Annotated in this window: 14 protein-coding genes; 6 read left to right on the top strand and 8 right to left on the bottom strand. The window is 70.2% G+C overall.

The genetic code is table 11. The features are described 5' to 3' along the window. The first annotated feature begins 98 nt into the window (after window positions 1–98). Window positions 99–1,349 (top strand): MFS transporter, encoded by a 1,251-nt coding sequence (locus tag VHAB30_RS01840; RefSeq protein WP_095746480.1) that lies wholly within the window; start codon window positions 99–101, stop codon window positions 1,347–1,349. Between the two features lie 6 nt (window positions 1,350–1,355). On the opposite strand, the gene VHAB30_RS01835 is transcribed toward VHAB30_RS01840, so the two are convergent. Further along, a complete protein-coding gene (locus VHAB30_RS01835) occupies window positions 1,356–2,282 on the bottom strand; it encodes a LysR family transcriptional regulator (protein WP_159275615.1) in 927 nt (308 codons plus the stop codon). A 48-nt stretch (window positions 2,283–2,330) separates the two neighbouring features. On the opposite strand from VHAB30_RS01835, the gene VHAB30_RS01830 reads away from it, so the two are divergent. Next, window positions 2,331–2,855: a GNAT family N-acetyltransferase gene (locus tag VHAB30_RS01830; RefSeq protein ID WP_159275614.1), complete on the top strand. Its 525-nt coding sequence runs from the start codon at window positions 2,331–2,333 to the stop codon at window positions 2,853–2,855. Next, window positions 2,842–4,161, top strand: a complete 1,320-nt coding sequence (locus tag VHAB30_RS01825) for an MFS transporter (protein ID WP_159275613.1) — start codon at window positions 2,842–2,844, stop codon at window positions 4,159–4,161. The genes VHAB30_RS01830 and VHAB30_RS01825 overlap by 14 nt, the downstream gene beginning before the upstream one ends. Here the strand turns inward: VHAB30_RS01825 and VHAB30_RS01820 are convergent. Continuing rightward, entirely contained in the window at window positions 4,079–5,008 is a 930-nt protein-coding gene (locus VHAB30_RS01820) for a nitrilase family protein (RefSeq protein ID WP_159275612.1), read from the bottom strand. The two genes, VHAB30_RS01825 and VHAB30_RS01820, sit on opposite strands and share 83 nt — an antisense overlap. Window positions 5,009–5,126: 118 nt before the next feature. On the opposite strand from VHAB30_RS01820, the gene VHAB30_RS01815 reads away from it, so the two are divergent. Continuing rightward, on the top strand, window positions 5,127–5,585 hold the full coding sequence (locus VHAB30_RS01815) for a winged helix-turn-helix transcriptional regulator (protein ID WP_095746483.1): 459 nt from the start codon (window positions 5,127–5,129) through the stop codon (window positions 5,583–5,585). Window positions 5,586–5,598: 13 nt separating this feature from the next. Here VHAB30_RS01815 and VHAB30_RS01810 read toward each other — a convergent pair whose 3' ends face one another. The 5 genes from VHAB30_RS01810 to VHAB30_RS01790 all read right to left on the bottom strand — a co-directional run bounded on the left by VHAB30_RS01810 (window position 5,599) and on the right by VHAB30_RS01790 (window position 11,298). Next, entirely contained in the window at window positions 5,599–6,924 is a 1,326-nt protein-coding gene (locus VHAB30_RS01810; RefSeq protein WP_159275611.1) for an OprD family outer membrane porin, read from the bottom strand. A gap of 10 nt (window positions 6,925–6,934) precedes the next feature. Then, window positions 6,935–8,116: a DUF1624 domain-containing protein gene (locus tag VHAB30_RS01805; protein WP_159275610.1), complete on the bottom strand. Its 1,182-nt coding sequence runs from the start codon at window positions 8,114–8,116 to the stop codon at window positions 6,935–6,937. Between the two features lie 76 nt (window positions 8,117–8,192). Then, window positions 8,193–9,476 (bottom strand): AI-2E family transporter, encoded by a 1,284-nt coding sequence (locus tag VHAB30_RS01800; protein WP_159275609.1) that lies wholly within the window; start codon window positions 9,474–9,476, stop codon window positions 8,193–8,195. Further along, window positions 9,473–10,225 (bottom strand): LytR/AlgR family response regulator transcription factor, encoded by a 753-nt coding sequence (locus VHAB30_RS01795; protein ID WP_159275608.1) that lies wholly within the window; start codon window positions 10,223–10,225, stop codon window positions 9,473–9,475. Before VHAB30_RS01795 ends, VHAB30_RS01800 begins: the two co-directional genes overlap by 4 nt. Then, window positions 10,222–11,298 carry a sensor histidine kinase gene (locus VHAB30_RS01790; RefSeq protein ID WP_159278253.1) on the bottom strand — a complete coding sequence of 359 codons (1,077 nt, stop codon included), beginning with the start codon at window positions 11,296–11,298 and terminating at the stop codon, window positions 10,222–10,224. Before VHAB30_RS01790 ends, VHAB30_RS01795 begins: the two co-directional genes overlap by 4 nt. Window positions 11,299–11,355: 57 nt before the next feature. On the opposite strand from VHAB30_RS01790, the gene argH reads away from it, so the two are divergent. Together argH and VHAB30_RS01780 are read left to right on the top strand one after the other, a co-directional pair. Beyond that, window positions 11,356–12,753 (top strand): argininosuccinate lyase, encoded by a 1,398-nt coding sequence (gene argH, locus VHAB30_RS01785; RefSeq protein ID WP_159275607.1) that lies wholly within the window; start codon window positions 11,356–11,358, stop codon window positions 12,751–12,753. A 33-nt stretch (window positions 12,754–12,786) separates the two neighbouring features. Continuing rightward, window positions 12,787–14,265, top strand: a complete 1,479-nt coding sequence (locus VHAB30_RS01780; protein ID WP_159275606.1) for a rhomboid family intramembrane serine protease — start codon at window positions 12,787–12,789, stop codon at window positions 14,263–14,265. A 45-nt stretch (window positions 14,266–14,310) separates the two neighbouring features. Here VHAB30_RS01780 and VHAB30_RS01775 read toward each other — a convergent pair whose 3' ends face one another. Further along, entirely contained in the window at window positions 14,311–15,657 is a 1,347-nt protein-coding gene (locus tag VHAB30_RS01775; RefSeq protein WP_159275605.1) for an MFS family transporter, read from the bottom strand. Between the last annotated feature and the right edge of the window lie 288 nt (window positions 15,658–15,945).

Genomic DNA, 15,945 nt, shown 5'->3' with positions numbered 1-15,945 from the left:
ACCGCCCCTTGGTCGCAAGGCGGCCGGCTCGCACACTCCAATGCCCCCTCACCGGCATTGGCGCCTTCATCGCCGATGCGTTCAAGGACTGCATCTCCATGATGAATTCTTCCGGCAGCAACCCCTGCATCGACGACCTGGCGGCGCCCGCGCGCGACGCCGTGGCCGCCCCCACCCGCTCCGCGTGGCTCGCGGTCGGCTCCATCGCCGTCGGCACCTTCGCGATGGTGTCGACCGAGTTCATGCCCATCGGCCTGCTCACCGACATCGCGCGCGGCCTGAACGTGTCGGACGGCACGGCCGGCCTGATGATCACCATGCCCGGCGTGCTCGCCGCCTTCGCCGGGCCGGCGCTGATCGTCGCCTCGGGCCGGCTCGACCGGCGCACGGTGCTGATCGCGCTCACGCTGCTTCTGATCGCCTCGAACCTGCTGGCCGCGTTCGCGCCCAACTTCACGACCATGCTGGTCGCGCGCCTGATGCTCGGCCTGGCCGTGGGCGGCTTCTGGACCTTCGCGCCCGCCGCTGCCACGCAGCTGGTGCCCGACGCCTCGAAGGCGCGCGCCATGTCGCTGGTGCTGGCCGGCGTGTCGGCCGCCACGGTGCTCGGCGTGCCCGCGGGCTCGTGGCTGGGCACGATGTTCGGCTGGCGCGCCTCGTTCGCCGTGACTGGCGCCCTGGCCGCGGCGGTGCTGCTGGTGCAGCTGTGGCTGCTGCCCGCGATTCCGCCGCAACGCGCCATCGGTGCGCGCGACCTGCTCACGCCGCTCACGCGCCGCATGGCGCAGGTCGGCCTGCTCGCGGTGCTGTTCTTCATCGCCGGCCACTTCGCGGCCTACACCTACCTGAAGCCGCTGCTGCAGCAGGTGTTCGGCCTGCAGGCCAACGCGGTCTCGACGCTGCTGCTGGTCTACGGCGCGGTGGGCTTCATCGGCACCTTCCTGGGTGGCAGCCTGGTGGCGCGCAGCGTGCGCGGCACCACCTTGCTGGCGGCGCTGATGCTCGCGACGGCCTTGCTGCTGACCACGGTGATCGGCACCGGCATGGTGGCCGGCGCGGTGGTGGTGGTGATCTGGGGCGTGGCCTTCGGCCTGATCCCGGTGGCGCTCACCGGCTGGATGATGGAAGCCGTGCCAGACGCGCAGGAAGCCGGCCAGGCCCTGCTGGTGACGGGCTTCCAGGTGGCGATCGCCTCGGGCGCGCTGATCGGCGGCCTGATGGTCGACAGCCGCGGCATCTCGCCCACGATGGTGCTCAGCGGCGTGCTGGTGCTGATCGCCGCGCTCATCGTCGGCACGCTGGGCCGCGCACGCGGCGGTGCGGCGCCGCTGGCGGCCATTCCGGAGTAAGTACCTTCAACGGCGGCCGGGCTTCTTGCCGGCCGCCACGATCGCCTCGAGCACCGTGCGCAGCGCCTTGTTGAGCGGCTTGTCGCGACGGATCACCACCGCCAGCGTGCGGTGCATGCGCGGGGCCAGGCGGCTGGCCTTCAGCGCCGGATGGGCACCGCGCCCCGCCATCGACATGCCGGGCACCAGGCCGTAGCCCAGCCCCGCGGCCACCATCTCCTTCATCGCCTCGACGCTGCCCAGCTCCATCACGGGCTGCGGCTGCAGGCCCTCGGCCGCGAACCAGCGATCGACCAGCTTGCGCGTATTGGCCGCGGGCTCGAACAGCACCAGCGGCAGCGTCGCCAGGTCGGCCGGCGTGACGCGGGCCTTGAGCGGCGCGAGGTCGGCGCGGCCGATGGCGACGAACTCGTCGTCGCACACCGGCATCACGCTCAGCGAACGCCCCGCCGCGGGCAGCGTGACCAGTGCGAGGTCGATGCTGTTGTCTTCCACCTTGCGCACGTGCTCGTCGGTGTTGCCGGTGCTCACCACCACGCTGAGCGCGGGGAATTCCTCGCGCAGCTGGCGCAGCACTGCCGGCAAGAAATACAGGCAGGCCGTGGCACCCGTGCCCAGCCGCACGCGGCCCGTGACGCCGCGCGCATGGTCGGCCACCGCGTCGACGGCGTTCTCGACCGCGGCCTCGATCTGCGGCACGTGGCGCAGCAGCTCCGCACCGGCCGGCGTGGCCCGCGCGCGCTTGCCGACGCGCTCGATGAGCCGCACGGCGAGCCGGCGTTCGAGCTGACGCACCTGCAGGCTCACGGCCGGCTGCGACAGGCCGAGCCGGTCGGCCGCGGCGGAGAAGCTGCCGGTGTCGATCACCAGGGCGAAGGTGGCGAGCTGGTCGAGGTTGAGGTTCTTTTCCAAAGTATTCCTTATGCGCTGCATAGGTTGACCAAGCTTCACTTATCGATCCTGGCTCGTCAAGATCGAGTCATGTCCTCCCCCACCCTTGCTTTCACCGCGCTCGACATCGCCGATGCCGAGCCCCACCACATGGCCCGCGTGCAGGCCATCTACAGCCACTACGTGCAGCACGACCTGTGCTCGTTCGAAGAAGAAGTGCCCCCCGTCGCGCAGATGCAGGCGCGCCGCATCGACGTGCAGGAACGCGGCCTGCCCTACCTCGTGGCCCTGAAAGATGGCGAGGTGGCCGGCTACGCCTACGCCGGCCCCTACCGCGCGCGCTCGGCCTACCGGCACACGGTGGAAGACTCGATCTACGTCGCGCCCGACATGCACGGCCACGGCATCGGCACGGCGCTGCTGCAGGCGGTGATCCACCGCTGCACCGAGGCCGGCTTCACGCAGATGGTCGCGTGCATCGGCCACAGCGGCAACGCAGGCTCGCAACGGTTGCATGCGAGCCTGGGCTTCGAGCCGGTCGGCGTGCTGCGCCACGTCGGCTTCAAGTTCGGCCAGTGGGTCGACACCGTGCTGATGCAGCGTGCACTGCGCTGACCCCACCCCAGCGGCGCCGCAGCGCGGATGGCTGGCGCTGCTGTGCGCCAGCCGCCTGCTGCAGGGAATGATCGTCACGGCCTACTCGGGCGTGCTGCCGTTCATGCGCGACGACTGGCAGATGACGGCCGCGCAGGCCGGTTCCATCCAGAGCGCCTGGCACGTGGGCTACATGAGCTCGCTGTTCGCCGTGGGCCTGCTGGCCGACCGCTTCGGCCCGCACCGCATCTTCGCGGTCGGTGGCGCGATCGGCGCGGCCGCCTCGCTGGCCTTCGCCCTCTTCGCCCACGACCATCGCTCGGCCCTGCTGCTGTACGGCCTGGCGGGGCTGTGCGCGGGTGCCTCGTACACGCCGGGGCTGCAACTGCTGTCGCTCAACGCCGGGCCGGCGGTGCGCGGGCGCGCGATGGGGCTGTTCCTCGGGGCCGCGTCGATGGGCTATGCGCTGTCGCTCGCGGTGGTGGCGGGCTTCAGCGTGGTGGCGCACTGGCGCACCGGGCTGCTGGTGGCGGCGGGCTGCACGGTGATGGGCGTGCTGCTGGCCCAGCTCGCGCTGCGGCGCATGGCACCGCCTGCCGTACAGGTCGCCGGTGCGCCGCGCGAAGGCGTGCTGCAGGCGCTAAGCGCGACCGTGCGCGACCGACCCGCGATGGCCGGCAACTGGGCCTATGCCTTCCACTGCTGGGAGCTCATGGCGCTGTGGGCCTGGCTGCCCGCCTACCTCATGGCCTCGTCGCGCGGCGGCGCGACCGCGTGGCCGGCCGCGGGCATCGCGCTGGCGGCGTTCGCGCACCTCGTGAGCGTGTTCGGCAGCGTGGTGGGCGGCGCGGCCTCCGACCGGCTGGGCCGCGCGCGCGTGATGATGATCGCCACCCTCGCGAGCCTGAGCCTGTCGTTCACCTTCGGCTGGATGTGGACCTGGCCGCTGTGGGCGCTGGCCGCGATGGCGGCGCTGTACAACCTGCTGGCCATCGCCGATTCGTCGGTCTACTCGACCGCGCTGGCCGACGTGGTGGCGCCGCACCGGCTCGGCGTGGCCTTCTCGGTGCGCTCGGTGATGGGCTTCGGCGCGGGCGCGCTCAGCCCCTGGGTGTTCGGGCTGGCGCTCGACTGGGGGCAGGCGCGGTTCGGCTTCGGCAGCACGTATGCGTGGGTGGCGGCGTGGAGTTCGGTCGGGCTCGGGGCGCTGCTCGGGCCGTGGATGATCCTCCGTTTTTCCCGCCTTAGCGTGGCAGGGCCGGCGCCCCCCGATAGCCCAGCATCGCGTCGTACAGATCGGTTCGCCGGTCGCGGTGCAGGTCGTTGAGCGGCGTCCAGATCGGCGCGGAGCGCGCGGCGCCCAGGTCGACGTCGGCGTAGAGGATGGTTTCTTCCTCGGGCCCGGCGATGCGCCCCATCGGCCAGCCGCTCGTGCCCGCGATCAGCGAGTTGCCCATGAAGCCCGTGCCGCGCTCGCGGCCCACGCGGTCGGCGGTGGCGATGAAGACGTTGTTGGCGTGCGCGGCCGTCATCGTCAGGTAGGCCGCCATGCACACGCCGCTGGCGTCGTACAGCGGCGGCGGCGTCCAGACCCAGCCCGTGGGCACGCAAATGATGTCGGCACCCTGCTGCGCCACGATGCGCGGCGCCTCGGGAAACCAGATGTCCCAGCACACGAGCAGGCCGATGCGGCCGATCTTCGTCTCGAACACCGGGTAGCCCTCGTTGCCGGGCGTGAACCACAGCTTCTCGTTGTTCCACAGATGCGTCTTGCGGTAGCGGCCGATGTAGCCCTCGGGGCCGACGAGCACGGCCGTGTCGAACAGCTGCATGCCGTCCTGCTCGGCCAGGCAGCCGACGAGGTACACGCCGTGCTGCGCCGCGAACGCGACCCAGCCCTGCACCGTGGGGCCGTGCGGCACGGGCTCGGCGTGGGCGAAGGCCTCGGCGCGGCCGTTGAAGCAGTAGCCGGTGGTCGCCAGCTCGGGCAGCACGATGAGCTGCGCGCCGCCGGCCACCGCAGCCTCGAGCTGTTGGCGCACGGCGGCAGCGTTGCGCGCGAGGTTCTCGACGCCGACCTGCGGGTCGAACTGCACGACGGCCACGCGCACAGGGCTGGCGCGCAGGCCGGGCACGGCGTCGCCGCCGGAGGGAATGCTTACTGGGACGGTCATGGTCATTTCAGGTTTCAAATTAAAACCAGATGGATGCTAGCCGCATCAGTTTTAATTTGCAACCAATCCAACGCTACGGTCTAATCCCGCCATCCCAGGGACGCACAGGAAACACACGATGGCCAGGAGAAAAAGTCTGAGGTTCGACGCCTGCCCGATGGCGCGCGCGCTCGAGATCGTCGGCGACCAGTGGTCGCTGCTGATCGTGCGCGACGCCTTCGACGGCATGCGGCGCTTCGGCGAGTTCCAGCAGAGCCTGGGCGTGGCCAAGAACATCCTGGCCGACCGGCTGAAGTGGCTGGTGCAGGAAGGCGTGTTCGACCTCGTGCCGGCCTCGGACGGCTCGCTCTACCAGGAGTACGCGCTGACGGCCAAGGGCCGCGGCCTGTTCCCCGTGGTGGTCGGCCTGCGGCACTGGGGCGAGGCGAACCTGTTCGCGCCCGGCGAGCCGCATTCGGTGCTGCTGGAGCGCGAGAACGGTGAGCCGGTCGCGCCGATCGACCTGCGCACGCGCGACGGCCAGCCGCTCGACCCCGCCGCGACCTTCGTGAAGAAGCTGCCCGTCACGGCCCCCTGACAGCGCCGCCCGCTCAGTCGTTGCCGATCGGGTACTCCAGCGCGACGCGGATCTGGCGCGTGTTGAGTTCGGCCTGCGCCTTGTTGTTGCGGTGCTCGCCGTAGCGCAGCAGGAAGGCCAGGCCCTTGGCGCTGCCTTGCTGGACCGTGTAGCGCAGCCAGAGGTCGCGCTCCGAGTGCCGGCCGCCCTGCCCGTAGCCCAGCCATGCGTAGCCTCCGCTCGGCGGCACCCGGCTGCCGTCGATGCCACTGCCGCGGATGTAGGCCGCGCCCAGGCTCAACCCGGGTGCGCCCCAACGCGCGGCATCCACTTCGTACCGCAGCTGCCACGACCGCTCATGCGGCGCGTTGAAGTCGGACAGCTGCGCTGCATTGCCGAGCCAGACGGCGCCGCGCGTCACGTAGTCGAACGGCGTGTCGCCCGCGACCTTCTGCCAGCCCAGGCCCACGCGGTGGGGGCCGTGGGTGTAGCTGGTCATGAGGCTCGCGGTGGTGTTGTCCACCGGGCCGGCCAACGCGCGGCCCGTGTCCTTGCTGCGGTACACCTGCAGGTCGAAGGACAGCGCACGCTTCTGCGGGAGCGGCACCGTGTAGTGGGCGCCCAGGTAGCCCGTGCGCCAGGTGTCCTTCAGGCGTGCGACATAGGCCGTGAGCGACAGCGAAGCGCTGCCCTTCCAGGTGCCGCCGGCAAAGTCGAACACGTCGCCGCGCGGTGACTTCGGGTCGAGGTAATTGACGATCAACGGGTGGTTCGTGCCGCGCGCATGGCGGTCGGTCGACCCGGTGAAGCGGCCGGCCTGCAGCGTGAGCGTGTCGAACTCGCGGCTCGTCAGCAGCCAGCCGCGCATGGTCTCGGGCAGCAGGCGGGAATCGGACGCGCTGAAGACCGGCGTCTTGACGCGTTGCTCGCCCACCGTCAGCACGGTGGCGGAGATGCGCGCCTTCAGCGCCACGCCGCCGCGCGCGATGCCGTCCTGCGCGTAGCCCGCGCCGTCCACCGGCAGCATGCGGATCTTGCCGACGCGCAGATCGTCGCCGTCGAGGCTGCGCGCGAGCGAGGCATGCGCGTCCACGCCGAAGCCGATCCAGCCCGGCGTGAAGCCGGACGCGAGGGTGCCCATGACGCCGTAGCCCCACTCCTGCGCGTAGTCGCTGCGCCGCGCCTTCGGCAGCGTGGCGTTGCGCCCGCCGTTGCTGCGATCGCCGTGCAGGTAGCTCCGGTGCTCGTACACGCTGCGCTGGAGCACGTGCCAGCGCGTGTCCTCGACGAAGCCGCCGCCTTCGGCCGCGAGGGTGGACGTGCCCAGCATGGCGAGGGCCGCGCCGCAGACCCGCTTCATCGCCGGCCCTTCACAGGTACTTGAGCCACGCGATGTCGCGGCGCCGCGCCTTCAGGGCGGCGAAGGCGCGCACCGCCGGATACAGCGCAAAGGCCAGCACCCCGGTGACCAGCCACACCATCCAGACGGCGTCGAAGCCGAACAGGCGGCCCTGGTTGGGGCCCCAGACCGCCTCGGCCCCCAGGTAGAGGAACTTGAGCACGTACAGGTGCAGCACATAGAAGAACATGGGCGCCGCGCCGAACACGGCCAGCGGCGCGAGCCAGGCCGCGCCCTGCCGGCGCTCGAACAGGCGCAGCAGCCACAGCCCCGCGCCGAGCGTCAGCGCGATGAACAGCAGCGACGGCGGGTACTTCGTGACGTTGAGGAAGGCCATCACGGTCGTCAGCGCGCTGTCGCCTGCTGCCCAGGGCTTGTCGCCATAGACGTCGAGCGCACGCAGCCCCACGAAGCCAACGAGCAGGCCCACGGCCCACACGAGCAGCCGCCGCTGGCGCTGCGGCGCATCGGCGCCGGGCAGGAACCACGGCCCGGCGACGTAGCCCAGCGCGATCACGCCGATCCACGGCAGCAGCGGGTACGACGTGCGCAGCCTCAAGGCGTCGGACAGCTCGATCCAGCCCCGGTCGTGCAGCACCGCCCAAGGCACGTGCAGCACATGGCCGACGGGAAAGTGCACGCCGTCGAGTAGGTTGTGCCCCGCCACCAGCACCACGCCCAACACGACCAGCGCCCGGCGCGGCAGCCACACCAGCGCCGACAACGCCAGCATCGACAGCCCGATCACCCAGATCACCTGCAGGAACACCGTCGCCGGCGGGAACTGGAAGGTCCAGGCAAAGTTGACGACCGTGACCTCCAGCAGCACGAGGAACAGGCCCCGTTTCCACAGGAACGAGGACGCCGCCGCGCGGCCGTCCGCCTGCTTCGCGCCGTAGAGAAAGGCCGACAGCCCGGTCAGGAACACGAACACCGGCGCGCACAGGTGCGCCAGCAGGCGGCCGAAGAACAGCGCCGGCGGCGTCTGCGCCACGAGCATCGGGTCGGGCACCTGGTGGTGCAGGTAGAAGGTCTCGCGCACGTGGTCCAGCAGCATGAACAGGATCACGAGGCCGCGCAGCGCGTCGATGGAGAGCAGCCGGGCCGGGGCGCCGGCCCCGGGTGGCAAGGAAGCGGATGAAACGTCGGGCATTTAATTATTGCGAATTGATTCGCAATAATTTACAGCATCGGACGATGCACCCTCCTGAAGGGTTTGAAGGGCCGGTTTATTCGCCCAGCAGTTCGCCGATCGGCTGCAGGTCTTCCACCCGGTCGCAGATCGACTTGATGACCATGGTGATCGGGATGCCCAGCAGCAGCCCCCAGATGCCCCACAGCCAGCCCCAGAAGATCACACCCACGAACACCGCCACCGGGTTCATGCGGCTGGTGCGGCTGGTGAGCCAGGGCATCAGCAGGTTGCCCACCACCGTGTGGATGGCCAGCGAGACGCCGCCCACCAGCAGCGCCATCTCGATGCTGCTGAACTGCAGGAAGGCCATGAGCCCCGCCGCCACCAGCACGATCACCGAGCCGATGTAGGGAATGAGGTTGGTCACGGCCGCGATGATTCCCCACACGGCCGCGTTCTCCACGCCGAGCAGCCAGAACGCCAGGCCGGTGGTCAGCCCCACCAGCCCGCTCACCAAAATCTGCACCAGCAGGTAGCGCTCGATGTTTCGCGTGATGTCGTCCAGCACGTGCACCGTGACCTTCTTCTTCTGCAGGCTGGGCCCGGTGATCTTGATGAGCTTGCGCCGGAAGGTGTCGCCCGAGCACAGCGCAAAGTAGGTGAGGAAGGCCACCAGCGTGAGCTGCCCCATCGCGTTGAGCAGGCCGACCGTGCCGCTCACCAGGTAGTCGCGCACATTGAAGCCCGGCCGCTCGATCACGACGCGCGCCACGCCCTTGCGCGAGGCGACGCGCGCGGAGTTTTCCTCGGCCGCCTTCTCGAGCTGCGCGGCGGCCTGCTGCACGCTGTCCAGCGGCGTGGCGCTGGCGTTCTTGTCGCGGCGCATGGCCTGGCCGAGTTTTTGCGCGGCGACCGGCAGCGAGTCGAGCAGCTGCGAGGCGCTGCCCGAGAGCGAATAGCCCGTCCACCCGAGCCCGCCGAACAGGCCCAGCAGGATCGCCGCCGCGCCGATCCAGCGCGGCACGTACCAGCGGTGCAGGCGCTCGACCAGCGGCGACAGCGCGTAGTTCAGCAGCAGGCTCAGCATCAGCGGCACGAACACGGCCTGCCCCCAGCGCAACGCGAAGACGCTGGCGAGCACGGCCAGCACCACCAGCGAGGCGCTGCGCACGTCGACCGGCATGTGCAGCACGAAGCGCCTGCGCAGGGCGGAGGTCGCCTCTTCGGCGGTCGCGCTCGGCTCGACCGGCGCTGCGGGCTCGACGGGTTCGACCGGTGGCGGTGGCGCCGGAGCGGGTGCAGGCGCAGGCGGCGGCTCATCCGCAGCCACCGGCCGTTCGGGCGCCGGTTTCGGGCCGGCCGGGGTGTCGTCGGTCATCGCGATTCCTTCAGCATCTCGCGCACGGCGGCCAGCTGGCGGCGCGACACCGCCACGGGCTCGGGCACCGAGTCCAGCCGCAGCGCCCAGCCTTCGGCGTCCTCGCCGTCGTCGTAGCGCTCGAGCGCGCGGATCGCCGCGCGCGCCACCAGCGCATTGCGGTGCACGCGCAGGAAGCGGTTCGGGTAGCGCTCCTCGAAATCGTTCAGCGAGCCATCGAGGATGTGGCTGCGCGTGGCGGTGCGCACCGTGAGGTACTTGTATTCGGACTTGAGGTACAGCACTTCGGACAGCGGCACGCGCTCGGCGCGGCCCCGGTCCTGGATCAGCACGCACTCGGGCGTGGCCTCAGCCGCCGGCTGGGCGGCGCGGCGCTCCTTCAGGAAGCGTTCGACCTTCTGCAGCGCCTGCTGCAGCCGCTCGGCGCGCACGGGCTTGGTGAGGTAGTCGACCGCCTCCAGCTCGAAGGCCGTGACCGCGTGGCTGGCGTGCGCCGTCACGAACACCACGGCCGGCGCGTCGGGCCGGCTGCGCAGCGCGCGCGCCACCTCGATGCCGTCGACGCCGGGCATGTGCACGTCGAGCAGCACGAGGTCGAGGTCCATCGCGGCCAGGTGGGCCAGCGCCTCCTCGCCCTGCGCGGCCTCGGCCGTCACCTCGGCGGCGGGCGAGCTGCAGTCGCGCAGCAGCGTGCGCAGGCGCGAGCGGGCCAGGGCTTCGTCGTCAACGATCAGGGTCTTGAGGCTCATGAGGATTCGGCGGGAATGGCAATGCGTACGCGGTAGTTCTTCTGGTCCATGCCGGCGCTGAACTGCATCTGCATGTCGTGCAGCAGGCGCAGCCGCTCGCGCACGTTGTCCAAGGCGATGCCGTGGCCGCGCGGCAGCGGCTCGTCGGCCCAGCGCAGCGGCGGCAGGCTGTTGACCACCTCGATCACGACCATGCCGCCGCGCCGCTCGGTGCGGATGCGCAGCTTGCCGCCCTCGGGGCTGGGCTCCACGCCGTGCTTGATGGCGTTCTCGACCAGCGGCTGCAGCAGCAGCGGCGGCAGGCGCGCGTCGCTGGCGGCGGCATCGAGGTCCCAACGGATGCGCAGGCGCTCGCCGAAGCGCACCTGCTCGATGGCCAGGTAGCGCTCGGCCAGCGCGATCTCGTCGGCGAGCGTGCCCGATTCGCCGGGCACGGTGAGCGCCTGGCGGAACAGCTCGGCCAGGTCTTCGAGCATGGTCTCGGCCTTGGCGGGCTCCTCGCGCACCAGCGCGATGGCGCTGTTGAGCGTGTTGAACAGGAAGTGCGGGCGGATGCGCGACTGCAGCTCTTCGAGCCGGGCCGTGGTCGCGGCCGGCGTCTGGCCGCGCGCGCGCAGCACCATCGCCGCCATCACCAGCCCCGCGAACAGGGCGCCGGCCAGCGCGCTGGCCAGCCAGGGGGCGCTGGCGATCACGCCCGTCAGGCGCAGCAGGCCGCAGCCGTACAGCGACGCCACCGCGCCCAGCACGGCGCCCGCGGCGTACTGCCCCGGGGGCGGCAGGCGCCGCAATTGCTTCTTGAGCCCGCAGGCCGCCACCAGCCACAGCAGCGTGGCGGGCAGCGCGCCGCCGGTGACCGTGGCCGCCTGCACCAGCCATTCGCCGAAGGAGCCGACCACGAACAGCGTGGCCACCGCCACCACCGCTTCGACGAACACCACGGTGCGCAGCACCACGCCGATCTGGCAGGCGTCGAACAGCGCCGGACCGCCGCGCACGGGCGCGCGGGCGCGTTCCGGCAACGAAGCGGACGTGGAGGGGGAGCTGGCCGATAAAATCGCCGGGTTGCGCATCGCAGACATCAGATCCATCGGGTGACCAACCCATTATTGCCTTCCTGGACGGCTCCCATGACCCAAAACCAACTCGACAAGAAATCCGAAGCCTGGTCGGCCCTGTTCTCCGAACCGATGAGCGACCTGGTGAAGCGCTACACCTCCAGCGTCTTCTTCGACAAGCGCCTGTGGCAGGCCGATATCGAGGGCTCGCTGGCGCACGCCGGCATGCTCGCGGCCCAGGGCATCATCAGCGTGCAGGACCACGCCGCCATCGAGCGTGGCATGGCGCAGATCCGCAGCGAGATCGAGGCCGGCAGCTTCGAGTGGAAGCTCGACCTCGAGGACGTGCACCTGAACATCGAGGCCCGCCTGACCCAACTGGTCGGCGACGCCGGCAAGCGCCTGCACACCGGCCGCAGCCGCAACGACCAGGTCGCCACCGACGTGCGCCTGTGGCTGCGCGGCGAAATCGACCTCATCGGCGACCTGCTGGTCGAGCTGCAGAAGGCGCTGGTCGACATCGCCGAGAAGAACGTCGAGGTGATCCTGCCCGGCTTCACCCACCTGCAGGTGGCCCAGCCCGTGAGCTTCGGCCACCACATGCTGGCCTACGTGGAAATGTTCAGCCGCGACGCCGAGCGCATGGGCGAGGTGCGCAAGCGCGTCAACCGCCTGCCGCTGGGCGCCGCCGCCCTGGCCGGCACCAGCTACCCGCTGGACCGCGAACTCGTGGCGCGCACCCTGAAGATGGACAGCGTCTGCCAGAACAGCCTGGACGCCGTGAGCGACCGCGACTTCGCGATCGAGTTCACCGCCGCCGCCAGCCTGTGCATGGTGCACGTGAGCCGCCTGAGCGAAGAACTCATCATCTGGATGAGCCAGAACTTCGGCTTCATCAACATCGCCGACCGCTTCACCACGGGCTCGTCGATCATGCCGCAGAAGAAAAACCCCGACGTGCCCGAGCTGGCGCGCGGCAAGACCGGGCGCGTGGTTGGCCACCTGATGGCGCTCATCACGCTCATGAAGGGCCAGCCGCTGGCCTACAACAAGGACAACCAGGAAGACAAGGAGCCGCTGTTCGACACCGTCGACACGCTCAAGGACACCCTGCGCATCTTTGCCGAGATGATCGGCGGCATCACCGTGAAGCCGCAGGCCATGGAAGCCGCCGCGCTGCGCGGCTACGCCACCGCCACCGACCTGGCCGACTACCTCGTGAAGAAGGGCCTGCCCTTCCGCGACGCGCACGAAACCGTGGCCCACGCCGTGAAGGCCGCCACCTCGCACCAGGTCGACCTGTCGGAGCTGCCGCTGGCCGTGCTGCAGCAGTTCAACCCGAACATCGAGAAGGACGTGTACGACGTGCTGAGCCTGCGCGGCTCGCTCAACGCCCGCAACGTGCTGGGCGGCACCGCGCCCGTGCAGGTGAAGGCCCAAGTCGCCCGCCACCGCGCGCGCCTGGGCTGAAGCCCGCGGCCACGCCACCGAGGGCCGCGCTTCATGTTCTACGCCATCCCGCTCGAAAACAAGCCGAGCTGGCGCAACCCGCCGTGGATGACGGTGCTGCTGATCCTCCTGAACATGCTCGTGTTCTGGGGGCCGCAGCGCAGCGAAGACAACGGCCGCGAGCGCGCGGCGCAGTTCTACGTGCAGAGCGTGCTGCCCGAGCTGGAGCTGCCGCCCTTCGTCGAGTGGCTCGAGAAAACCGACCCCAAGCGCGGCAAGCTGGCGCGCCGCATGCTGGCGCATGAAGAGGCCTACCCGCAGCTGCTCGAAGGCCTGCAGAACGACCAACCCTTCCTGAAGAAACTGCGCGCCGACCAGGTCGTGACGCCCGCGAACCCGCGCTTCGACGAATGGCAGCGCGATCGCCGCCAGTACGAGGCGATGCTGCCCGCGCCGTTCACCGCGCGCTGGTCGCAGGACTACGGCAAGGACGCCGAGTTCAAGCCCTGGACCTGGCTCACCGCCGCCTTCCTGCACGGCAGCACGGGCCACCTGCTGGGCAACATGCTGTTCCTCTTCCTGTTCGGCTTCTCGGTCGAGCTGGCGCTGGGGCGCGGCACCTACCTGAGCTTCTACCTGCTGGGCGGCGTGGGCTCCGCGCTGCTGGCCGGCTGGGCCTATGCGGGCAAGGGCGGCTACGGGCTGGGCGCCTCGGGCGCGATCTCGGCGCTGATGGGCATGTACGCCGTGATGTACCGGCTGCGGCGCATCCGCTTTTTCTACCAGCTGTTCTTCTATTTCAACTACGTCACGGCGCCCGCCCTGCTCTTGCTGCCGGCCTGGATCGCCAACGAGCTGGTGCAGCACTGGATCGGCGGCCAGGGCATCGCCTACATGGCCCACCTGGGCGGCCTGCTGACGGGCGCGGCGCTGATGGCCGGCGCGATGTGGCTGGGCCGCGTGAAAACGCCCGAGACTGTGAAGTCGGAAATGGTGACCGACGACCACCGCTTCGACCAGCACGTGGCCGCCGCGCGCAAGCTGTCGGCGGCCATGAAGTTCGAGCCCGCGTGCGTTGAATGGCGCGCCGCCGCCGCCCTGCGCCCCGGCGACACCGACACGCTGCGCGCCTGGTTCCACACCGCGCGCCTGCAGCCCGCGAGCGACGACTTCCACCAGGCCGCGCGCCGCATCTTCCGCCTGCCCGCCACCGACGCCGACACGCTGGCGCTGCAGCACGCCAGCTTCACGACCTACCTCGACCAGGCCAGGCCGGGCGTGCGCCTGAAGCCCGACGACATGGCCCGGCTGGCGCGCCGCTTCGCGCGCATCCGCCAGTTCGGCGATGCCGACAAGCTCTGCCGCATCCTGCTGAAGACCGCGCCCGACCACCCCGAGCTGGCCGACACGCTCTCGGTGTGCGCCAACGGGCTGCTGCACGCGGGCGAACGCGATCGCGCCCTGGGCCTGCTGCCGCACCTGCTGCGGCTGGCGCCCAACGACATGGTCACGCGCGCGTTGCAACGCACGTAAAAAACCCGGCGCAAGGCCGGGTTCGTTGATGAAGCGCCGCTGCGCTTACTTGTCGTTGTGCAGGTAGGTGGCCTGCTTCGGCAGCAGCAGGCTGACCAGGAAGGCCACGCCCATCATCGCCGTCACGTACCAGTAGAAATACGACTCGTGGCCGATCGACTTCAGGCCCAGCGCCACGTACTCGGCGCTGCCGCCGAAGATGGCATTGCCCACCGCGTACGACAGGCCCACGCCCAGCGCGCGCACTTCGGGCGGGAACATCTCGGCCTTCACGATGCCGCTGATCGAGGTGTAGAAGCTCACCACCGCCAGGGCCAGCGTGATCAGCACGCCGGCCATCAGCGGGCTGCTCACGCTTTGCAGGTTGCTCAGCACGGGCACCGTCATCAGCGCGCCCAGGGCGCCGAACAGCAGCATGTTGCTGCGCCGGCCGATGCGGTCCGACAGCGCGCCGAACAGCGGCTGCATGCACATGTACAGGAAGAGGCACGCCGTCATCACGTTGCTGGCCGTCTTGATCGACATGCCGGCCGAGTTCACCAGGTACTTCTGCATGTAGGTGGTGAAGGTGTAGAAGATCAGCGAGCCGCCGGCCGTGTAGCCCAGCACCACGAGGAAGGCGCGCTTGTGGTGCTTGAACAGTTCCGCGACGCTGCCGGCGCCCTTGGCGGCGCGGGTCTTGGTGCTGGCCGTTTCGGTCAGCGTGCGGCGCAGCATCAGCGCCACGACGGCGGCCAGGGCGCCCAGCACGAAGGGAATGCGCCAGCCCCAGGCCTTGAGCTCGGCCTCGGTGAGCAGCTGCTGCAGCACCACCACGGCCACCACGGCCAGCAGCTGGCCGCCGATCAGCGTGACGTACTGGAACGACGAGAAGAAGCCGCGCTGGCCGCGCATCGCCACTTCGCTCATGTAGGTGGCGGTGGTGCCGTACTCGCCGCCGACCGACAGGCCCTGCAGCAGGCGCGCGGCCAGCAGCAGCGCGGGCGCCCAGGCGCCGATCTGCGCGTAGGTGGGCAGGCAGGCAATGACCAGCGAGCCGACGCACATCATGACGACCGAGGTCACCATCGACGTCTTGCGGCCCTTGCGGTCGGCCAGCCGGCCGAACAGCCAGCCGCCGATCGGGCGCATCAGGAAGCCGGCGGCGAACACGCCGGCGGTGTTCAGCAGCTGGACCGTCGGGTCCGACTTGGGGAAGAACGAGGGCGCGAAGTAGATCGCGCAGAAGGCGTAGACGTAGAAGTCGAACCACTCCACCAGGTTGCCGGACGAGGCGGCAAAGATGGCGAAGATGCGCTTGCGCTTTTCCTCGAAGGTGTAGGGAGTGGTGTCGCGGGTCGCGTCCGGGATGGAAGCGCCGGCGCTCGTGCTGCTGCTGGCAATGGCGGTCATGCGGGGGGTCCTTGTCTCTGGCTGCAGCCCCCGCGAAGCCCGCGGAAAGCCGTGCCGGGGAGTCTGGTCCGCCGGGGGCGCGCTGTCGTCCGTAGGGCCCCCGCCGCGGGACTGCGTACCGGTACGCAGGGGTAAACCCTAAGTTCTAGCCAGAGGTTGGGGCGCCTTCAGGGCGACGCTCCCGCCGATGGGGCACCTTGCTCCGCGAATGTCCCCCGGGCTTCGCCCCTCCTCCTTGATTTCGCTGCGCAAGGCACCCCATCGGCGTGAGCGTCATCAGTGCAGTCG

This window comes from Variovorax boronicumulans (assembly GCF_009811375.1).
Taxonomy (GTDB): domain Bacteria; phylum Pseudomonadota; class Gammaproteobacteria; order Burkholderiales; family Burkholderiaceae_C; genus Variovorax; species Variovorax boronicumulans.
This window is presented reverse-complemented; position numbering and strand designations above follow the sequence as displayed.

Coding starts and splice junctions, on each gene's coding strand:
- VHAB30_RS01835 (WP_159275615.1), bottom strand. CDS start 2,282: ATGCAGCGCATAAGGAATACTTTGGAAAAGAACCTCAACCTCGACCAG.
- VHAB30_RS01780 (WP_159275606.1), top strand. CDS start 12,787: ATGTTCTACGCCATCCCGCTCGAAAACAAGCCGAGCTGGCGCAACCCG.
- VHAB30_RS01830 (WP_159275614.1), top strand. CDS start 2,331: ATGTCCTCCCCCACCCTTGCTTTCACCGCGCTCGACATCGCCGATGCC.
- VHAB30_RS01790 (WP_159278253.1), bottom strand. CDS start 11,298: ATGCGCAACCCGGCGATTTTATCGGCCAGCTCCCCCTCCACGTCCGCT.
- VHAB30_RS01805 (WP_159275610.1), bottom strand. CDS start 8,116: ATGCCCGACGTTTCATCCGCTTCCTTGCCACCCGGGGCCGGCGCCCCG.
- VHAB30_RS01795 (WP_159275608.1), bottom strand. CDS start 10,225: ATGAGCCTCAAGACCCTGATCGTTGACGACGAAGCCCTGGCCCGCTCG.
- VHAB30_RS01820 (WP_159275612.1), bottom strand. CDS start 5,008: ATGACCGTCCCAGTAAGCATTCCCTCCGGCGGCGACGCCGTGCCCGGC.
- argH (WP_159275607.1), top strand. CDS start 11,356: ATGACCCAAAACCAACTCGACAAGAAATCCGAAGCCTGGTCGGCCCTG.
- VHAB30_RS01840 (WP_095746480.1), top strand. CDS start 99: ATGATGAATTCTTCCGGCAGCAACCCCTGCATCGACGACCTGGCGGCG.
- VHAB30_RS01775 (WP_159275605.1), bottom strand. CDS start 15,657: ATGACCGCCATTGCCAGCAGCAGCACGAGCGCCGGCGCTTCCATCCCG.
- VHAB30_RS01810 (WP_159275611.1), bottom strand. CDS start 6,924: ATGAAGCGGGTCTGCGGCGCGGCCCTCGCCATGCTGGGCACGTCCACC.
- VHAB30_RS01815 (WP_095746483.1), top strand. CDS start 5,127: ATGGCCAGGAGAAAAAGTCTGAGGTTCGACGCCTGCCCGATGGCGCGC.
- VHAB30_RS01800 (WP_159275609.1), bottom strand. CDS start 9,476: ATGACCGACGACACCCCGGCCGGCCCGAAACCGGCGCCCGAACGGCCG.